Origin of the sequence: Pseudoalteromonas sp. NSLLW218 (assembly GCF_015864775.1) — a bacterium.
GTDB lineage: Bacteria > Pseudomonadota > Gammaproteobacteria > Enterobacterales > Alteromonadaceae > Pseudoalteromonas.
The window spans coordinates 37,124-57,294 of sequence record NZ_JADYWO010000014.1 but is presented as its reverse complement, the minus strand read 5'-3'; the positions used below and the strand labels follow the sequence as shown (position 1 = coordinate 57,294).

22 protein-coding genes are annotated in these 20,171 nt (G+C 39.1%); 4 read left to right on the top strand and 18 right to left on the bottom strand.

Translation table 11 applies throughout. From position 1 onward, the window contains the following. Nucleotides 1–59 precede the first annotated feature (59 nt). Nucleotides 60–635, top strand: a complete 576-nt coding sequence (gene nfuA, locus I6E80_RS18260) for a Fe-S biogenesis protein NfuA (protein ID WP_002959571.1) — start codon at nt 60–62, stop codon at nt 633–635. 9 nt (nt 636–644) lie between these two features. Then, entirely contained in the window at nt 645–914 is a 270-nt protein-coding gene (locus I6E80_RS18255; RefSeq protein WP_002959572.1) for a hypothetical protein, read from the top strand. 13 nt (nt 915–927) lie between these two features. On the opposite strand, the gene I6E80_RS18250 is transcribed toward I6E80_RS18255, so the two are convergent. Continuing rightward, nucleotides 928–2,262, bottom strand: a complete 1,335-nt coding sequence (locus I6E80_RS18250) for an MATE family efflux transporter (RefSeq protein ID WP_197186154.1) — start codon at nt 2,260–2,262, stop codon at nt 928–930. On the opposite strand from I6E80_RS18250, the gene I6E80_RS18245 reads away from it, so the two are divergent. After that, nucleotides 2,242–3,279 carry a polysaccharide deacetylase family protein gene (locus I6E80_RS18245; RefSeq protein ID WP_182196125.1) on the top strand — a complete coding sequence of 346 codons (1,038 nt, stop codon included), beginning with the start codon at nt 2,242–2,244 and terminating at the stop codon, nt 3,277–3,279. The genes I6E80_RS18250 and I6E80_RS18245 overlap by 21 nt on opposite strands. On the opposite strand, the gene I6E80_RS18240 is transcribed toward I6E80_RS18245, so the two are convergent. The 13 genes from I6E80_RS18240 to I6E80_RS18180 all read right to left on the bottom strand — a co-directional run bounded on the left by I6E80_RS18240 (nt 3,269) and on the right by I6E80_RS18180 (nt 15,349). Continuing rightward, nucleotides 3,269–4,300 (bottom strand): chemotaxis response regulator protein-glutamate methylesterase, encoded by a 1,032-nt coding sequence (locus I6E80_RS18240; RefSeq protein ID WP_024599654.1) that lies wholly within the window; start codon nt 4,298–4,300, stop codon nt 3,269–3,271. The genes I6E80_RS18245 and I6E80_RS18240 overlap by 11 nt on opposite strands. 8 nt (nt 4,301–4,308) lie before the next feature. After that, a complete protein-coding gene (cheD, locus tag I6E80_RS18235; RefSeq protein ID WP_197186153.1) occupies nt 4,309–4,926 on the bottom strand; it encodes a chemoreceptor glutamine deamidase CheD in 618 nt (205 codons plus the stop codon). Then, nucleotides 4,910–5,740 (bottom strand): protein-glutamate O-methyltransferase CheR, encoded by an 831-nt coding sequence (locus I6E80_RS18230; RefSeq protein WP_197186152.1) that lies wholly within the window; start codon nt 5,738–5,740, stop codon nt 4,910–4,912. Before I6E80_RS18230 ends, cheD begins: the two co-directional genes overlap by 17 nt. Nucleotides 5,741–5,820: 80 nt before the next feature. Then, on the bottom strand, nt 5,821–8,127 hold the full coding sequence (locus I6E80_RS18225) for a methyl-accepting chemotaxis protein (protein ID WP_170072822.1): 2,307 nt from the start codon (nt 8,125–8,127) through the stop codon (nt 5,821–5,823). A 45-nt stretch (nt 8,128–8,172) separates the two neighbouring features. Beyond that, nucleotides 8,173–8,658, bottom strand: coding sequence for a chemotaxis protein CheW (locus I6E80_RS18220; RefSeq protein WP_024599650.1), 486 nt, complete (start codon nt 8,656–8,658; stop codon nt 8,173–8,175). Further along, nucleotides 8,655–10,745, bottom strand: coding sequence for a chemotaxis protein CheA (locus tag I6E80_RS18215; protein WP_197186151.1), 2,091 nt, complete (start codon nt 10,743–10,745; stop codon nt 8,655–8,657). The genes I6E80_RS18220 and I6E80_RS18215 overlap by 4 nt, the downstream gene beginning before the upstream one ends. A 10-nt stretch (nt 10,746–10,755) precedes the next feature. After that, nucleotides 10,756–11,118, bottom strand: a complete 363-nt coding sequence (locus tag I6E80_RS18210; RefSeq protein WP_024599648.1) for a response regulator — start codon at nt 11,116–11,118, stop codon at nt 10,756–10,758. 8 nt (nt 11,119–11,126) lie between these two features. After that, nucleotides 11,127–11,399: an STAS domain-containing protein gene (locus I6E80_RS18205; protein WP_024599647.1), complete on the bottom strand. Its 273-nt coding sequence runs from the start codon at nt 11,397–11,399 to the stop codon at nt 11,127–11,129. 151 nt (nt 11,400–11,550) lie between these two features. Beyond that, a complete protein-coding gene (locus I6E80_RS18200) occupies nt 11,551–12,168 on the bottom strand; it encodes an SCO family protein (protein WP_076925824.1) in 618 nt (205 codons plus the stop codon). Then, complete coding sequence (gene cyoE, locus I6E80_RS18195; RefSeq protein WP_024599645.1) at nt 12,165–13,094, bottom strand: heme o synthase; 930 nt, start codon at nt 13,092–13,094, stop codon at nt 12,165–12,167. Before cyoE ends, I6E80_RS18200 begins: the two co-directional genes overlap by 4 nt. 12 nt (nt 13,095–13,106) lie before the next feature. Then, complete coding sequence (locus I6E80_RS18190) at nt 13,107–14,096, bottom strand: heme A synthase (protein WP_197186150.1); 990 nt, start codon at nt 14,094–14,096, stop codon at nt 13,107–13,109. Nucleotides 14,097–14,124: 28 nt separating this feature from the next. Then, the gene (locus I6E80_RS18185; protein ID WP_024599643.1) at nt 14,125–14,619 is read right to left on the bottom strand and encodes a hypothetical protein; all 495 of its coding nucleotides are present in this window, start codon (nt 14,617–14,619) and stop codon (nt 14,125–14,127) included. Next, on the bottom strand, nt 14,609–15,349 hold the full coding sequence (locus I6E80_RS18180; protein WP_024599642.1) for an SURF1 family protein: 741 nt from the start codon (nt 15,347–15,349) through the stop codon (nt 14,609–14,611). Before I6E80_RS18180 ends, I6E80_RS18185 begins: the two co-directional genes overlap by 11 nt. Before the next feature lie 14 nt (nt 15,350–15,363). Here I6E80_RS18180 and I6E80_RS20635 point away from each other — a divergent pair, with 14 nt between their 5' ends. After that, entirely contained in the window at nt 15,364–15,672 is a 309-nt protein-coding gene (locus I6E80_RS20635; protein ID WP_076914941.1) for a DUF2909 family protein, read from the top strand. On the opposite strand, the gene I6E80_RS18170 is transcribed toward I6E80_RS20635, so the two are convergent. The 4 genes from I6E80_RS18170 to coxB are packed head-to-tail and all read right to left on the bottom strand — an operon-like array spanning nt 15,575 to nt 19,750. Next, a complete protein-coding gene (locus I6E80_RS18170) occupies nt 15,575–16,450 on the bottom strand; it encodes a cytochrome c oxidase subunit 3 (RefSeq protein ID WP_024595089.1) in 876 nt (291 codons plus the stop codon). The two genes, I6E80_RS20635 and I6E80_RS18170, sit on opposite strands and share 98 nt — an antisense overlap. A gap of 35 nt (nt 16,451–16,485) precedes the next feature. Further along, the gene (locus I6E80_RS18165) at nt 16,486–17,016 is read right to left on the bottom strand and encodes a cytochrome c oxidase assembly protein (RefSeq protein ID WP_024599641.1); all 531 of its coding nucleotides are present in this window, start codon (nt 17,014–17,016) and stop codon (nt 16,486–16,488) included. Beyond that, nucleotides 17,016–18,608, bottom strand: coding sequence for a cytochrome c oxidase subunit I (gene ctaD / locus I6E80_RS18160; RefSeq protein ID WP_024595091.1), 1,593 nt, complete (start codon nt 18,606–18,608; stop codon nt 17,016–17,018). Before ctaD ends, I6E80_RS18165 begins: the two co-directional genes overlap by 1 nt. Further along, nucleotides 18,608–19,750 (bottom strand): cytochrome c oxidase subunit II, encoded by a 1,143-nt coding sequence (gene coxB / locus I6E80_RS18155; protein ID WP_024594300.1) that lies wholly within the window; start codon nt 19,748–19,750, stop codon nt 18,608–18,610. The genes ctaD and coxB overlap by 1 nt, the downstream gene beginning before the upstream one ends. Nucleotides 19,751–20,171: the final 421 nt, after the last annotated feature.

Below are 20,171 nucleotides of genomic sequence, written 5' to 3'. Positions count from 1 at the left end.
ACGATGAGCGGAGTATGATACGCAGTATCCGAGTAATTTAGTCAAGTATAGATGGTTTTATGATTTCTATTTCCGAAACAGCGCAAGCGCATTTTGCTAAACTATTAGCAGATCAATCACAACAAACCAATATTCGTGTGTTTGTTGTAAACCCTGGTTCATCACAAGCGGAATGTGGTGTCTCTTATTGTCCAGAAGACGCTGTAGAAGCGAGCGATATTCGCCTAAACTTTAACGGTTTTGATGCCGTTGTAGATGCAGAAAGTGCTCCATTTTTAGAAGAAGCTGAAATCGATTTTGTTACCGACAAAATGGGTACTCAGTTAACGCTAAAAGCACCAAATGCAAAGGCGCGTAAAATAGGTGATGATGCATCGTTAAACGAACGTGTACAGCACATGCTAGAAACCGAAGTAAATCCACAACTTGCTAACCACGGTGGTCAAGTAAGCCTTGTTGAAATTACAGCTGCAGGTATAGCTATACTTCAGTTTGGTGGTGGTTGTAACGGTTGTTCTATGATCGATGTAACGCTAAAAGAAGGCATTGAAAAAGAAATGATAGCTAAGTTTGAAGAAATCACCGGTGTTGCTGATATAACAGAGCACGAAGCGGGCGATCACTCTTACTATTAGGCCTTTTAAATGCTAAAGCAGCTTATCTATCGCTTAGGGAGCAACCCTAAGCTGAGCTTAAAGCGCTTTTTTCGCGGCTTAGCACTGTTTGTGCTAGCCGTGATATTCATATCTATTGGGTATTACACTCACTACAGCTTACAAATAATTGGCGTTATAATTTTACTCCCCGCATTATTTTTTGCCGGTTGGGGCTACTGCGGTATTTTTGCTAATCGTTTTTCACAAGTTTTAAAAGATATGGGCCCTAAACACCACGACCCCGATCTCTGGAAATAAACCATTCATTTATTTAATCTAATAGCTGATTATTTATTTTTAAGTGGTAATATTTAATGATTAATGTAACCCCGCGCATTAACATAAAGCAGCTCATAGCCAGCCATAACCCATTATTTTCCCAGTCTATAAACACCCAAAACACACCAAAAAAACCAACTCCAGCGGAAAGTATCATACTGTTACGCATGTTCTTTGCTCTTGTGAGTCCAACAAAAACACCATCAAACAAAAAGCAACTCATGGCCAAAATAGGCAATACTATTAGCCATGGCAAATAGTGAGTTGCCTCTTGAATAACCTCTGGTACATTGGTTAAAAGCTTTATTATAGTGCTGCCAAATAATGCAAAAAAAGCGCTATATAACACGCCAAAAAGCATGCCCCAAAATACACTTATTTTAACCCATAGTTCTATATTTTTAACACTTCCTTGGCCTTTAGCTTGCCCTACTTTTGCCTCAGATGCGTAAGCAACGCCATCAAGAGCAAAACTCACCAACATTAGAAAGTTAAGTAAAACAGCATTAGCGGCGAGTGTAGTTTCGCCAATTCGCGCTGCGTAGAATGTCATAAAACTAAAGCATAATTGCAGTATCAAAGAGCGAATAAATATATCTCTATTCAAACTCAATAATTCAGCCATTTTGCTAATACTTAGCCAATTCGGTACATTTAGTTCAATACCTTGCTTTTTAGCTAATTTAACCACTAAAAACAGTGCAAATACTAAAGCCGTATAATCAGCAATAAGTGAAGCCCACGCAGCGCCTGCAACTGCCCAATCTAAATAAACCACAAAACAAATATCGAGCACTATATTAACGATATTAGTGACGAGTAATAAATAAAATGGTCCTCGACCATAATGCACACCAAGCATCCAACCCAGTAACACTAAATTACACAATGCTGCTGGAGCACTAAAAATACGAATGCTAAAATACTGATACGCTTGGGCGAGTACATCGCCATTGGCGGCGGAGAGATAAGCAATAGCGTGCTTTATTAATGGGGATAACACAATTAATAGCACAGCCACTGCGCTTGCAAGTAATAGGCTTCGTTTAAGTAAAGCGGCAAGTTGGGTTAAATCGTTTTTTCCGTACGCTTGTGCCACGAGTCCCGTGGTGCTCATTCTTAAAAAACCAGCAAGCCAAAATAAAATAGATATAACTGCAGAGCCAAGGGCAATACCCGCTAAGTAATGAGCGCTTCCTAAGTGCCCAATTACAGCAGTATCAACAATTCCTAACAACGGCACTGTGATATTTGATAGTATCATCGGACCCGCTAACAACAGCAAGCTTTTATGGTGTGCCTTATTATGTATAAGAAATTGTTTCATTTAGTATTATTTATCCTCATTAGTATATCTGTGCGGGCTCAAGCAGCCGTTATTTTACAGTATCATCATGTTAGTGAAACCCTGCCTGCTGTAACGAGCGTTAGCGCGAATACTTTTACTAAACATTTAAGCTATTTAAAAGAGCACAACTTTAACGTTATTCCTCTTAATGAGTTAATAAGCGCGCTTCAGCAAGGTGAAACCTTACCTGATAAAACTGTCGCTATCACCTTTGATGACGGTTATAACAATAACTATGAACAAGCTGCACCTATTTTAGAAAAGTTTGGCTACCCGTACACTATCTTTGTAAATCCTAAATTAATAGACGAAGGCATGAGTTACGTAATGGGGTGGGGTAAGCTCAAAGAATTATCTAAAAAAGGGGCATTAATAGCCAATCATAGCGGACAACATGATTACTTACACCTTAAGCTTGAAAACGAAACTGATGCGCAATGGCAATCACGTATTAAGCAAGATATTCTTAGCTCTCAAAAACGTATAAAAGAAGAGATAGGCCACGACTATAAATACTTAGCATACCCGTATGGTGAGTTTAATAACGAGCTGCAAGCACTTGTGACAGAGCTTGGTTTTGTGGGTATTGGTCAGCACTCCGGCGCTGTAAATAAAGATTCTAATTTTAGCCGCTTACCACGTTTTCCTGCATCAGGCTTTTACAGCAAACTAGAAACTCTTATTACTAAGCTTAACTCACGCGCGTTTAATATCACCAATTTAACTTATCAAGATAGCGTTACACAACAAAATCCACCCGCGCTCACAATTGAATTTAATATGGGTGATTTCCATAAGAGTCAATTTGCCTGTTACGTATCAAGCGTAGGACAAGCTGATTTAAAATGGATAAATAAAAATACAGTTGAAATAACCTCACCAAAAGTACTTAATGAAGGGCGCTCTCGCTTTAACTGTACTGCCCCTTCTATTTCAAGTCCTAGTGATTATTTTTGGTTTTCACAGCCTTGGGTAATCGAAGCGCCTAAACCTTAACGGCCTGATGTAAAAGCCGCTGGGTTATTTTATCCAGCGCAACTATTTCGTCTGCCGCATTTAGCTCAGCGGCAGCTTTAGGCATACCCCATACCACCGATGAATACTCATCTTGAGCTAGGGTATACGCACCGTTTTGTTTTAGTGCAAGTAGCCCTTTTGCGCCATCACTCCCCATTCCAGTTAATATTGCTGCAACTACATTTTTAGCCCCAGTCTCTACTAATGAGTTAAACAACACGTCTACCGCGGGTTTATGTCTGTTGACCGGCTCGCCATCATCAAGCTGGCAATACAGGCTAACACCCCGTTTTTTAATACTTAAATGAAAACCACCTGGTGCTATATAAGCCCAGCCCGCGCTAAGCTTATCTCCATGTTCAGCCTCTTTCACATTTATCGCGCATGTACGGTTCATTCGCTCAGCAAATGAAGCGCTAAACACAGGAGGGATATGCTGAGTAATTACAATGGGCGGGCAATTTGGTGGCATTTTAATAAGTACTTCTTTTATAGCCTCAGTTCCACCCGTTGAAGCACCTATCGCAATTACTTTATTAAGTAAAAACTGAAAATGAGTATTAATAGGCTCATTTGTGATGGCTACTTTTTTATAGCTTCTTACTCTTGCTCCAGCAGCTATTCGCACCTTTTGCTGGACAAGTGATGCATATTGGCTCAATTGCTCTCTTACGTTGTTAGTCGGCTTAGCTATAAAATCAACAGCCCCTAATTCGAGTGCTTCTAATGTGATAGGAGAGCCTTTTTGAGTTAGTGTTGAAATCATCACTACTGGCATTGGCCTTAATCGCATTAAGTTTTTTAAAAAACTAATACCATCCATTTTTGGCATTTCGACGTCGAGCGTTAATACATCAGGACTGAGCTTTTTTATCATTTCACGAGCTTCGTAGGGATCCTCAGCGCTACCCACTACTGTAATATCTTCAGCTTGTTGTAATATTTCAGTGAGTAAACGCCTTATTAAAGGAGAGTCATCAATTATTAATACTTTAATCATGCATACTCCTAAAACAGCTCTATATCAGTCATTACTTCTTGCTTTTTAAGATTTTGTAAATAACGGACTTCGCGTTTTTCAATCGTATTGTTGTGTAGGTTTTTAAGCTTTTTCATATGAACTTTACCGGTATTCGGATGAAAAAATATTTTCCGCGGCCATGGTCCACCCATATCGTGGGCAACTAGATTTAATGCCTCTTCTTTAATATACGCCGCTGCAAAACTAATATTACCTAGCCCTATATCCGTCATCGCACTAATAATTTTACCCCCGCCAAAAAGCTTTACTTTTAGGTTGCATCGAGATGCGCCATTTTTTAAAACTTCATTTATAAGATACTCCATAGCCCAGTTGCCGTAACGACAACTTAAACTATGCGCATTTTTAAGGTCTGCCCCTTTTTGAATTGGCAACATAAAATGATTCATGCCTCCAATTCCTAGCACTTCATCATAAACGCAAGCCGCAATACACGAGCCCAAAACAGTAGAAATCAGCTCATTATTTTTAGAAACATAAAACTCACCCGGAAGCACTTTGGCAACAACGCTACCTCTGCCTGAATCCCAATATCGTTTAATATGTTCAAAGTTAGGTAATACCGGCCTAAACTCTGTGTGCATCTTGTCCCTTTTGGTACATAGTTTTCCCTAAATTTTTAAATTGCGCATGCTCTTTCCCCATACTTTCTGAGTGACCTAAAAACAAATAACCTTGTTCATTTAATATATTGGCGTAACGTTTAAACAGCTGATCTTTTGTTTCTTTATCAAAGTAAATAACAACATTACGGCATAAAATAAGATCAAATGATCCTTTCATTGGCCAGTTTTGCAATAAGTTTAAGCGCCTAAATGAAATAGATTCTTTCAGCCTATCTTTAACTTTATAGTTTTCACCATCTTTACTTTTTAAAAACCAACGCTTAAGTTGCACACCATCTAAGCCGTTAACATTCGCTGCGGTGTAAATACCCTTTTGTGCCTTTGCCAATACATTAGAATCTAAATCGGTTGCTAGTATTTTTACATCCCAATTGCTTGGAAATGCATTATTTAAAGTCATCGCCAAACTGTAAGGCTCTTCCCCTGTTGAGCAACCTGCAGACCAAATTCTTACTCGCTTACTGTCTTTATTTGCCTTTAAAAGAGCTGGTACAAGCTCAGATTTTATAAATTCAAAATGGTGTATTTCACGAAAAAAAGACGTTAAGTTAGTTGTTATAGCATTGATGAAAGCATCAAATTCTTTATCTTTGTGGTTATTTAAATACTCTAAATACGCTTTAAAATCAGTTAGTTTACGCTCTCTAATACGTCTTGCTAAGCGTGAATAAACCATCTCTCTCTTATGTTCACCTAATACAATTCCACACGCGTTATAAACTAAGTTAGCAATTTCTTTAAAGTCGCGTTCGGTACACAAAAACTCTTTCATTGTTCGCTCTCAATTAAGCCTACCGAATAACACCTCGCTGTGATTATGTATCCAGCGAGGTATATTAAGAAGATTGGTTATTAAAACTCTTCCCATTCATCAGCAGAGTCTACAAAGTTATCGCCTCTGGGCTTATTACTCACAAAGCTACTTTGCGATCTATGAGATAATTTAGGCGTGTGCATAGTCGGCGAAATCATTGCCATCTCTTGCTGGCCTATTGAGAAAAAATTGAGTAGTCGACGCATCTCATTAGCTTGCTCAGCCATAGACTCGCCTGCTGCAGAAGCTTGCTCTACTAAGGCAGCATTTTGTTGCGTCATTTCGTCCATTTGGGAAATGGCTTTATTAACTTGCTCTATACCCGCACTTTGCTCTTCAGATGCCTCTGTAATATCAGAAATCATTTGTGTCACTCTTTGCACCGACACAACAATTTCTTTAAGTGTAGCGCCCGACTCATTAACTAATTGAGAGCCATCGGCTACTTTGCCTACGCTATCTCTTATTAACTCTTTAATCTCTTTAGCTGCACCTGCAGAGCGCTGTGCTAAATTACGCACTTCACCTGCCACGACGGCAAAGCCTCGACCTTGTTCACCCGCTCTTGCAGCTTCTACTGCTGCATTAAGCGCTAATAAATTAGTTTGAAATGCTATTTCATCAATGACACCAATAATGTCTGCAATTTTCTTGCTCGACTCATTAATTGCCGACATGCTCGTAACGGCTCTATTAACAACCTCACCACCTTGAATCGCTTTTTCACATGTTTCTTCTGCTAGATCGTTCGCTACTTTTGCGTTATCAGCATTTTGGCGAACGGTACTGGTCATTTCTTCCATACTTGACGCTGTTTCTTCAAGTGACGAGGCTTGCTCTTCTGTACGTTGGCTTAAATCAGCATTACCTTGAGAGATTTCTTCTGCACCACTGGCTACTAGCGTTGCCGATGAATTTATGCGATTAATCACTTCCGTTAACTTATCTGCCGTAGCATTTGCGTCGCGTTTAAGCTTATCAAATGAACCTTTATATTCTTTTTCAATACGTTTTGATAGATCACCACTTGCCATCGCATCTAGCATATTGCCAGTGTCGGCAACTGCATCATCAACTATTTTAACTAAGCTGTTTAGCCCTTGAGCCAAACGTAAAAAGAACCCTTCCTTCCCATCTTCCGCTACTCTTGTATCTAATTCGCCATTACCTGCAGCACCAATAAGCTCAGCAATCTCTTTTTCAAGCGCAACTTCATTGGTCCTATCTTCCCACTCAACAATAGTGCCTAAATGCTTTCCGTCTTGACTAATCCAAGGTGAAGCAATCAAGGTGAAAGTGACACCCGCTAAAAGTAATTCGGCTTTATGAGGCTTATCGAGATTTTTTAATAAATCGCGCTGATGGTTAGGGTGTTTATGAAAATCATCAACACAGGTGCCAATTAAATTATCAACAGAAAAGCTTGGTAATACAGTTTGTAATTCTTTTTCACGTACTTTTAGCATTTTCTGAACACGGTCGTTCACAAATACTATATTGAGATCTTTATCAGCAATCATTACATTAGCTTGGCAAACTTTAAGCGCATTTGCTAAATCGGCTGCTTTGCGAGATGCTTTTTCAAGCTCTTTTTGTTCAGTAATATCAGATGCATATTTGATCACTTTAAACGGCTTACCGTTCATATCATAAATTGGGTTATAAGAAGCCTGGATCCAAACCTCCTGACCCTGTTTCCCTATTCTTAAATATTCCCCTGAATCAAATTCACCGCGACCTAGTTTGGCCCAAAACTCTTTATACTCGATACTATTTGCATGTTCGGGGTCAATAAAAAGCCTATGGTGCTGACCTTTAATCTCACTGAGTTGATAGCCTAGCGCATTTAAAAAGTTATCATTGGCATCAATAATGGTGCCATCTAAATTAAATTCGATAACCGCTTGGGATTTACTTATAGCGCTAATTTGTCCAGAAGCTTCTGCTGAAATTAACTTTTGTTCAGTCACGTCGGTGGCAAATTTAACGACTTTTAATACTTGCCCTTGCTCATCAACAATTGGATTATAAGTTGCTTGAATCCATACCTCAGTTCCACCTTTAGCATTTCGCTTAAACTCATCTGAGATAAACTCGCCGTTACGCAAGCGTTGCCAAAAGTTTTTATAGTCGTTGCCCTGAGCTTCATCTGGGTCCACAAACATAGAGTGATGCTGGCCTTGAACCTCTTCAAGACGATAGCCCATCGCGTTTAGAAAGTTCATATTTGCAGTAATTATCTTACCGTTAGGTTCAAACTCAATCACCGCTAATGATTTATTTAATGCATCTACAATTAAATCGTTGCTTGATTTTGACTGCTTTGGATTACTAAACCATCCCATGCCCATCACCACCTTTAAGTTTATTATTCATTTAGTTTCTATTTGCTAAATATTCATTGTTTTTTGCAGGTCAATTAGCGCTACCATTTTTTCACCGACATTCACCAACCCCGCTACATATTCACAATTACTCGATTCAGATAAACTAGGGACCGCTTTCGCATCCTGCTCTGCAATACTGTAAACATCAGAGACGGCATCAACAGCAACACCTATAATTTTACTACCTAATTCAAATTCTATTTTGACAACGATAACCACCGTTAATGGACCATAGTCGACACTTGGTAATCCAAAGCGCAACCGTAAATCAATAATTGGCACTATTGTTCCACGTAAATTAATAACGCCTTTTACAAATTCAGGCGCATTGGGCAGTACTGTAATTTCTTCCCAACTGCGAATTTCTTGTACTGTTAAAATATCAACGCCGTATTCTTCATCAGCCATAATAAAAGTTAAAAACTGTTTTACACCTTGCTGTTGCTGAAGATTTAATTGATTACTTAACTGGCTTTGCTCTGAGCTCATAACGCCTCCAAAGTGGCTTGCGTTTCAATCGTTAGTTCTTGGCTACCTGGTTTTTTTAAACCTGAGAGCTTTATTAAGCCGCTAACGTCAACAATCAGTGATACTCGCCCATCGCCTAAAATAGTGGCTCCTGATACGCCATCAACTTTGTGATAGTTAGCCTCTAAACTTTTAATAACAACCTGTTGTTGAGACAGTAAATCATCAACTAATAAACCGACCTTTTGATTATCTGTTTCTACAACAACAAGTAGCGTTTTATCGAGTGATTCAATGGCATTTTTATGATTAAAAATATCGTAGAGCCTTAAAATAGGAATGTATTCGTCCCGAAGCCTCAATACATCAAGGTTTTTACCCACTCGACTCACTTTAGCAATATCAATTTGCAGAGATTCCACAATAGAAATGAGCGGAATAATATAAGTATGCTGAGCCACCTTAACTAATTGCCCATCTAAAATAGCGAGAGTAAGTGGTAATCTAATAGTAAACGTAGAACCAACACCGGGCTCTGAGGTTACCTCTACTGAGCCATTTAAAGATTGAATATTTCTCTTAACTACATCCATCCCAACTCCACGACCAGATAAATCACTTACCTCATCCATTGTTGAAAAGCCGGGCATAAAAATAAGCTCATTTATTTCATCGTTATTGAGGTGGTTATCAGCTGGGATTAATTGGTTAGCGATGGCTTTTTCTTTTATTTTTTTTGTATTTAACCCCTGCCCATCATCCATGATTTCAATAACAATGTTTCCACCCTGATGAAATGCATTTAAGGTTACTGTGCCAACGGGATCTTTACCTGCCGCCAGCCTTTGCTCAACAGTCTCTAATCCATGATCAAGTGAGTTCCTCACTAAGTGGACCATAGGGTCGGATATTTTTTCCATTACTGTTTTATCAAGCTCGGTTTGCTCGCCAATCAACTTTAGCTCAACCTGCTTGTTTAGCTTTTGTGCTATATCTCGCACTAATCGAGGAAAACGGCTAAATACAAAGTTTATCGGGAGCATACGAATGCGCATCACATTTTCTTGTAAATCACGCGTATTATGGGCGAGTTGCGCTAGGCCTTCTTGTAGTAAAGTGATTGTGGCTGGTGTGATTTCTTGTTCGCTAAGCTGATTTAGCATAGCTTGTGTAATAACAAGTTCACCAACCATATTTATTAACGAATCCACTTTATCAATGCCAACACGAATGGAGGTGGATTCTGGTGTACTTGCAGGTTTTTTTTCTTTATTAGCAGCCGGTTGCTGAGGCTTACTTGGTAACTCAGCTACTTTTATTGAATCGGATTCTTCAAGCTCAACAGCTTTAGATATTTCACCTTGATTTGGTTGTATTTGCTTGTCATTGCCAAATAAGCCTCCGCATAATTCAATTGTTATGTCGGCATCGTCTTCAACCCATTCAAATACTTCTTTTATGGCTTTTTCATCATGGCTAGTACTTAAAAAAAAGCGCCAATGTAAAAAGCATTCATCACTACTTAAATCGGTGATTTCTGGAACTTCATCGTAAAATGCTGTGGTTTCTAACTCGCCTAGCTCTTCAAGCTCACTGATCATATACAGTGGCTCGTTTCCTGTTTTAAATAAATGATGATGAGGTTTAAAGTCTATTTGATAGGTATTACTGCCTGTTTGCGGTTCTTGGCTTTGAGGTTTACTTGCTTGTGTTTCGTTTTTCATTCCAAGTACATGTTCAAATTGTACTTTTAACGAATCTGCCTCGGTTAAATCAGGCTCTTGCTCACCTTGAAGTGCAGCAAGTAAACCGCGTAAGCAGTCCACAGCTTTGAGTAATAAATTTACATGATCGGTGCTAAGCACACGTTCACCTTGGCGAATTTGATCTAGTAATGTTTCAAGTACATGAGTAAAATCAGCAACGGAGCTAAAACCAAATGTTCCACTGCCTCCTTTAATCGAGTGAGCAGCTCTAAAAATAGTGTTGATAGTTTCTAAATCTTCCTCACCTGGCACTAAGTTTAATAGCTCAGCCTCCATGGTATCGAGGCCTTCAAAACTCTCTTCAAAGAAAACTTCAAAAAACTGACTTAAATCTATACTCACACGGCGCTCCCTAGCGAATAACCTTTTTAATTACCGCTAATAGCTGATCGGGATTAAATGGTTTAACAATCCAACCTGTTGCCCCTGCAGCTTTACCTTCTACTTTTTTTTCTAAACCCGACTCTGTTGTGAGCATTAGTAGTGGTGTAAATTTATAACTCGGTAAAGTACGCAGCTCTCGTATTAATGTAATTCCATCCATTATTGGCATATTTACATCTGAAATAACGGCATCAAAGTCTTGCTGTTTGGCAATAGCGAGTGCCTCACTACCATCTTTAGCTTCGGTTACATCAAACCCGGCAGTTTTTAATGTAAAGCTCACCATCTGACGCATCGATGCTGAATCATCAACCGCTAAAATTTTTTTCATATATACCCCTAACTTTTACTTTCGGTTGTTAAGTATTGGCTTAAGCCAAGTTTATTAATTGTATGTGTTAAGGCCTCGCTACTGCCTACCCATATTATTTTGTGCTGTATGGTAAGTAGGTGCTTTTGTAAGGCGCATAAAAGTTGAATTGAGGCAGTATCAGCAGAAATTACATCGTTAATATCAAGACAGATATCATCGTTGCTATTGAGTTCTTGTAGTAAATCTTGATGTAGTGTTTCAACTTGCGAAATAGCAAGTTCGCTCGGAAGTTTTAGCATTAAGTAAGTGCATTCCCTGTCAATTCAATTCATAACAAAAGCTTAGCCCTAGTTATTAAAATTGCCATAAAATGCTTAATTAAATTTAACTTGTCGTTAAAAAACAAAAAAAGGAGCCTAAAGCTCCTTTAAAATTACTAAAAAGTAAAAACTAGTTTTTGTAGTAATCAGCTATTTTTTTAAACTCTTCAGTTAAAGTAGTCGCATTAATTAATGGCACACTACCTTGTTTAAATTCTGGTTTAAAAATAGCTCTAACGGCTCCATTTTGATCAACCATAGCGACCGAGGCACTATGATCAACAGCATATTCTGATTCACTACTATCGCTAATGGCGTAGATTAAACCAAGCTCTCGAACTACAGGAAAAAGGTGTTTATGCTCTCCTGATACAGCTAAAAAGTCAGGGTTAAAGTAATCTATGTATTGCTTTCGTTTAGCTGGCGTATCGCGTTTTGGATCAACCGATAAAAACCAAACTTGCAGCGGATAATCTGCTTGTAAATTTTTATAAACAGCATTTAACTTAGCAAGTGTTAATGGGCAAATATCTGGACAGCTTGTATAGCCTAAAAATACTAAATTCCACTGCCCTAAAAATTGTTGTTTAGTCACTAATTCGCCGCGCTGATCGTTTAGCGTAAAATCAGACAGTGGCTTTGCATTTTCGTAAACCAATGCATCTACATCTGGTCGGCTATTTTCATTTGAACATGCTGATAAAAACAAAACTAAAATAACAATTAATCCAAGCCATAACTGCTTCATAAAGGGAGCCATTTATCTATAAATAAGATTACAAAGAGTACCATTAAATGAATAATCGAAAAACGAAATAAGTCCATTGCAGCCTCATCATTTCCAGCAATTTTTAATTTAACCGCTTTATATATAAACACTGCATTTAATACACACGCACCTATTAAATATATTAATCCAGACATACCAATTAAATAAGGCAATACGCAAACTACAGCGAGTAAAACAGAGTAAGCAACGACGCACGTTTTACAAAAATCGATACCATGTGTTACTGGCAGCATAGGGATTTTAGCGCGTTCATAATCACTTTTTCGTGCTATAGCCAGCGCCCAAAAGTGTGGTGGGGTCCAGGTAAATATTATCATTACGAGTAACCAAGGGGCTGCTGCCATTTGGTTTGTTTCTGACACCCAACCTAATAATGGAGGCATTGCGCCAGCCAACCCACCTATAACAATATTTTGCGGCGTTGCACGCTTTAAAAATGATGTATAAACAAATGCATAACCTACCAATGCAAATAACGTTAATATAGCGGTTAAGACATTAGCCCACACCATCAGCATAATAAAGCCAGCAACCCCAATAACAGCTGCAAAACTAAGCGCATGTGTTTTACTTAAGCGCCCTTTAGCCACAGGGCGATGACGAGTCCGTGCCATTTTTGAGTCTATCTCGCTATCAACCACATGATTAATAACCGCTGCAGCAGCAGAAAGTAGCCCTATACCTAACAAGCTAATAAACTGTACGACCATACCGCGCCCCACATCGGGAGCCAGCGCTAAACCAACCCAAGCTGTTAGCACCAGCATGGCTACCACTTTAAATTTACTAATTGCTAAGTAGTCTTGCAGCAAACTATGAGTACGCGAAATTAGCGATTGAGTATTAACGGGTAGCAGTATTTTTTTATCAATTATAAGTGCCATCATATTTCCCCTTTATGTGCGTGATTTTAGGTAATAACACAACCTAACCATGCTTAATAACAGTATGGCAGCCATCAAGTTATGCGCCAGTGCAACTCCCAACGGAATATGCCAATGTATTAAAATAAGCCCTAAACTAATTTGGCACAGCAGGACAAGTAATACGCTCACAACACAATTTTTAATTTTTTTAGAGTACGCTTGTCTGTATATTTTCCACATAATTAATGCCAGAACGATGCAAGTAACGAGCGCCCAAATGCGGTGTAATAAATGAATAGACATACGCGCTTGCTGTGATAACACACCAAACTCATAATTACTGTGCTCAAGTGGTAATTGAAATACGCTACTCAATGAAAACGGTTGTGCGTAATTACACAATGGCAAACCACTACAATGCGGAGCGGCGTAATTTGCAGCCAGCCAACCACCAAGTGCAATTTGGATAACCAACACACTAAGCGCTACTAAACTCAAACCAAAATAGCGTTTTGCGCCGCTATCGCCCCCCATAATAGGTTTTGCGGTTAGCCGTAAATATAAAAGTGTTATAAGTGACAAAATACTAAAGCCACCTAATAAGTGGCCCATTACAATAAGAGGCTGAAGGCTCATAGTTACTGTCCACATACCAAGGGCAGCCTGAAACACCACTAGTAGAAGCAAAGCCAAAGGCAATTTAACTGGCGTAGTTGGATATTGGCGTTTTAAAAAAGCCAACACAAATAAACCTAAAATAAGTAAGCCTAAAGCACCTGCAAAATAGCGATGAATCATTTCTTTCCACGCTTTTGCGGTTTCGAACATCATATCGGGGTAGCTTTGAGTTGCTAAAGCAATATCGGCCTCATGCTTAGGTACCGTTAAAAAACCATAACAGCCAGGCCAATCAGGGCACCCTAAACCTGCATCGCTTAAGCGGGTGTACGCACCTAAAGCAACTACAATCAAAGCGAGTAATCCTGTTATTAATACTAAGTTTTTATAATTTTTATACATCAGATACTCCAACTTAAGATCAACTTAATTAGCTAGAACGAGAATAGTTAAGTAATTTTTTTAGATCTTTTAATAACCCTTTTTGTACTAAACGGTTTTCTTGTGGCTCGGCCTTAAAGGGATATTCAAGTACCACTAACCCCATATGATCAATTAAATATAAACTTGCAGGATTTAAACTCTGTTGCTCGGTAATAATTTTCCATGGTAGATTTTTATTGTCGGGGCTTCCTATTACAGCCATATCAACCTTACCTTGGTTTTTACCAAGTGCCACATATAAGTTATTAAGTGCATTGAGCTGTTCGCTGCATGGGGTGTTACATTCGTTTGAATAATTAAGTGCGATAGTCCATTGCTTGGGATTATTTTGCGGCCAATTTTTAAGTTTTATTTCTTGGCTTAAAAACTCTCCATTATTAGTAATTGCAGTAGGCAACCAATCAAACTTTAATGCGCCATATGCCAAAACTAATGGGATTGCGCAGCAACCCACAAACAACAAAAGGGGATTATTTTTCATTATGTGTCCTTTTTTTACTCGCAAAAATAGCAACAACAGCACATGCAACAGCAATTAAAAACCATTGCACAGCGTAGGCATTATGTTTTTGAGGGCTCATAACAACGGCCTCATAATGAGGTGTTGCAATCTCATCACCAGTACCTTGTCTGTAAGCCATAAAATTAATTAATGATTGCTGGCTTTGAGTGCTCAGCATATTTAAGTCGATAGATTGGATTCTTTTAGGTAAGTCGTTATTTGTAGTTTTATCTTCAAGCGTAAAGCTACTTAAGTTATTTTCTTTTATTTGCGCTTTAAGAATAAAAACACCTGTAGGCAGAGTAACCTTTGGCAGTGTACCTCTAGATATAGGCGCTTTTACCCATCCTAAATTAACTAAAATCACTTTTTCTTCGCTGTCTGGCTTTAGTAAAGCAAGTAAGTCGTACCCTACTTGCCCGTTATAAACTTGATTATCTAAAAGCCAATATTGGTTTTGTACAAACTGCCCTTTCAACTCAACCAATACACCTGTTTTGTTCCAGCTATCAGGCAGGTTAAGTAATTGAGACCAGCTCATCACACCACGAGTCTGTTGCTTAGCAATAGCGGTTAGTTGCTGCTGCTTTTGCTCACCTCGCTCCAACTGCCAAAACCCTAGTCGCACACACACAAGTACAACAACCACAACCATACAAAGTGTGATTAGTGAACTAAGCTTTTGTTTGTGCCATAAAACTAACTGCATAAAGGGTCAACTCAGTGATTATTAAAATTATTATCGTACTGTTGTTAATATTTATACTTTTTAACTTATTTAGAGCATTGTTTATTATGGTGTCAGGGAAAACTGGGGGACGACCTATGTCTCACTTTTTAGGTCGTCGCGTATTGTTTTCGGTCGTTGTTTTAGTTGTTGTTATTGCAGCGCTTAAACTTGGTTTTATTAAAGCAAATAATTCGCCAATAAACGCTACAGCACATATACAAATACAAACAAACACAGCCACACCACATCAACAAAGTGCCAATACCAAGCCGCTGCTTGAAAAGCAAAATGCTTATCTTTAGTAAAGTGCCCTTTTAATATCCGTAAAAATATTACAAATAAAAGTACGGTTCCAAGGGTTACATGCATGCCATGAAAACCTGTCAGTAAAAAGAACGTATTACCGTAAATACCTGCATCTAGCGTTAAGTTTAAATCGTTATACGCATGAATATATTCCTCAACTTGTAACCCTAAAAAGCAAACACCCAATAAAATAGTAGCGCCTAAAAAAACTTTAAGTGGAGTACGTTTATTGTTTTCCATCGCTACATGGGCAAAATGAAGAGTAACTGAAGAAGTAAGCAGTATTAAGGTATTAATAAGCGGTAAACCTTGCCAGCCCATAGCTTGAGTAGTTTCGCCTGCAGGTGTTGAAACTAGCGGCCAAACAGCTTCGAAAGTTGGCCATAATACTTCATTGGTCATTGCATTATTGCCTGCGCCTCCAAGCCAAGGTACCGACAATACGCGTGCATAAAAAAGCGCACCAAAAAAGGCCATAAAAAACATAACTTCAGAAAAAATAAACCAGCTCATACCTTGCCTAAAAGAGCGATCCATTTGTGCTGAGTACAAACCTTGATCCGACTCACTAATTACATTTTTAAACCAGCTAAACAACATATACACAAGCACAGCAATACCGGCATAAAGCAGGTAAACCCCGCTCCCCCCTTCTTTGCCTACACTCATAACTGTTAAGCCCGCCCCTACTGCAATAAAAAACAATGCAACAGCGCCCACAATAGGCCACGGGCTTTGCTCTGGTACATAATAATGCTCATATTCTTGATTCATTTTATTTACTCCTAGTTTCACACTAGTTTAAAAAGCTAGTTATTACTTGCCACCAGCTGTTCACTAATATCAAATACGGTATAAGATAAAGTTAATTCTTCAATGTCGCTTGGCAGTGCGGTATCAACATAAAAAAGCAATTTAAATTCAAGTTCTTCCCCTGCTTTTAGAGGTTGCTGTTCAAAGCAAAAACAAGCTATTTTATGTAAATACTTTGCCGCTTTACCTGGCGAGACTGATGGTACAGCCTGCATTACTTTATCTAGGTTGCTGTTATTTTTAGCACTAAACATTACTTCACGCATTGCACCGGGTTTTACCACAACACTGTATTCTTTTGATTTAACTTCAAACGGTGCACCTCTTTGCGCGTGAGTAGTAAAACTAACGCCAACTTCTCGGTTTTGTATTATTTGCGTACTTTGCTCTGCTTGCTCAAGCGAAGGTTTTCCATTAAGCCCTGTTACGTCGCAAAACACGTCATACAAAGGTACTAAAGCAAAGGCAAAGGCAAACATGCCTATGCAAATAAGTACCAAACGTTTGAGTAGCGGTGCGTGTGTCATTACTTGATTACCGGCGGCTTAGAAAAAGTATGATATGGCGCTGGAGAGTCAACTTCCCACTCAAGCCCTTCTGCCCCTTCCCATACTTTTGCAGGTACTTTATCGCCACCGCGTGCACATTTAATTACCACAGCTACAAACAACAATTGCGATAAACCAAAGGCAAATCCACCAATACTTATGATTGCGTTAAAGTCGGCAAATTGGAGTGCGTAATCGGGAATTCGACGCGGCATACCGGCAAGCCCTACAAAATGCATAGGAAAAAACAGTACGTTCACGCTCACCAGTGATAGCCAAAAATGCCATTTAGCTAACGTGATATTAAACATATTGCCCGTCCACTTGGGCAACCAGTAATAAGCTCCTGCCATTATCGAAAATACGGCCCCTGTTACTAATACATAATGAAAGTGCGCCACTACAAAATAAGTATCGTGATATTGAAAGTCAGCAGGTGTAATTGCCAGCATCAATCCCGAAAAACCACCTAAGGTAAACAGCACAATAAACGCAATACTAAAAAGCATTGGCACTTCAAAAGTTATTGAGCCTTTCCACATTGTGGCAACCCAATTAAATACTTTTACGCCTGTAGGTACCGATATAAGCATGGTCGCGTACATAAAAAACAACTCGCCAGCGACCGGCATCCCAGTGGTAAACATATGATGAGCCCATACAATAAAGCTCAATAGTGCTATGGAGGATGTGGCATATACCATTGAGGCATAGCCAAAAAGTTTTTTACGAGAAAAGGTAGGTACTATTGTAGATATAATGCCAAAGGCAGGAAGAATCATTATGTATACTTCGGGGTGACCAAAAAACCAAAAAATGTGTTGGAACATCACCGGATCGCCACCGCCTGCGGCATCAAAAAAGCTGGTCGCAAAGTACTTATCGGTAAGTACCATAGTGACAGCCCCTGCAAGCACAGGCATTACCGCTATTAATAAAAAGGCAGTAATTAACCACGTCCATACAAATAAGGGCAACTTCATCCATGTCATGCCGGGGGCGCGTAAGTTCACTATGGTTACGATCACATTGATTGCGCCCATTATTGAGCTAATTCCCATAATATGTACGGCAAATACAAACAATGCAGTATTATCATTACTGTATGTTGTAGACAGTGGTGCATAAAAAGTCCAACCAAATGCAGGACCCCCACCAGGCATAAATAACGATGCCAATAGGATTAAAAATGCAAACGGTAAAATCCAAAAGCTCCAGTTATTCATTCTTGGCAATGCCATATCTGGCGCGCCAATCATTAGCGGTATCATCCAATTAGCAAGGCCTGTAAAGGCCGGCATAACCGCACCAAACACCATAATTAAACCATGCACTGTGGTCATTTGATTAAAAAAGTGAGGGTCGACCAACTGTAAACCAGGTTGAAATAATTCAGCTCTGATCACCATGGCCATTCCACCACCAATTAAGAACATGGTCAGCGAAAAAATTAAATATAAACTACCTATATCTTTATGATTAGTTGTGTAAAGCCAGCGTTTAAAACCTTTAGCTGGGTGATGAGCATGATGAGCTTCATTGGCGTTAGGTTGTTCTACTATGCTACTCATTAGTTCGCCTCCACTTTGGCATCAAGCGCTGCCTGTATTTGACTCGGTTGAATAACATCACCCGTATCATTACCCCACGCATTACGTTTATAAGTAATAACCGCTGCTAATTGCTTTATAGATAACTGCTTGGCAAATGCTTGCATTGCCGTACCAGGTCGTCCATGGATAACTACATCAATGTGATCTTTTATATCGCCAAGCACTATCGGGCTGCCTTTAAGTGCAGGAAATACACCCGGTAATCCCATGCCAGTGGGCTGATGACATGCAGCGCAATTGGCCATATATACTTGTTCGCCTAAAGTCATTAATTCTTCTTTTGGGAGGGTTTTATCAAGTAATGCGGCATCTGCTAATGCTGCTTTTTGCTTCGCCTGCTTTGCATCTGCAAGCCATGTTTTAAAATCAGCCTCAGATTTAGCAACCACCACAACGGGCATAAAGCCATGATCTTTACCACACAACTCAGCACATTGGCCTCGGTAAGTACCTTCTTCGTTTATGTTCGTCCATGTTTCGTTTATAAAGCCGGGATTCGCATCTTTTTTAACTGCAAAATCAGGTACCCACCAAGAGTGGATAACATCGTCAGAAGTCATTAAAAATCGTACTTTTTGATTTATTGGCAGTACGAGAGGTTTATCAACCTCAAGTAAGTAGTTAGGATTTTTATCTGCAAGATTAGCGATTTCATCTTGCGGGGTAGATAAAATAGAGTAGAACTCTACATCTTCGCCCATATATTCATAATGCCATTTCCATTGTGAACCTGTAATTTTAATAGTGAGATCAGCTTTGCTGGCATCTTCCATTGCAATTAGGGTTTTAGTAGCTGGTACTGCCATAGCAATTAAAATAACAAACGGAATTGCAGTCCAAAGTATTTCTACTTTAGTGCTTTCGTGAAATTGGGCAGGTACAGCCCCTTTAGATTTACGGTGATGAATAAGTGCCCAGAACATAATTGCGAACACTATCACCCCAATCACACAACATATTATAAATATGGTCATGTGCAGCTGATATACATTATTGCTTATATCGGTTACGCCTTTGCGCATATTGTATTGGCTGTTAGCCAAAACTGGGTGCGAAAAAACACATAATATAAGCCACAAGGTAGAGGTCAGTTTACCCATGTGGTGGCTCCTTTGATGCTATTGCGAATGCAAAGCGAAGAGGCATACGGCTTAAACGCCAATTCGTTATTTTTATTTTTTTAGCCAATCTCATTTAATATTGATTGGTTTTGCTGCGCCAACAACGTGTTTGTGTATATTGTGTGTTCTCAAAACTAAAAAGCTGTGAGTTATTATTAGCTCAGCACATTAACAATTAGCTAAAAAATGAACAACAAGCAAGTTTTAGTATAAAAAACAATCAGGTTGTAATTGGGTAATTAACAAAAAATCAGCAACTAGCTAGGCAACAGGAAGTTCAAAAGATGAGAAAAACAAAGGGGTTTAACGCATTTGGAGGGGAAATTATAAGTGCAAAAAAGTTTACAGGTTGAATAGTCAGTGGGCTGTTTACGCCCTATTTTAGTACGAATTTTAAAAC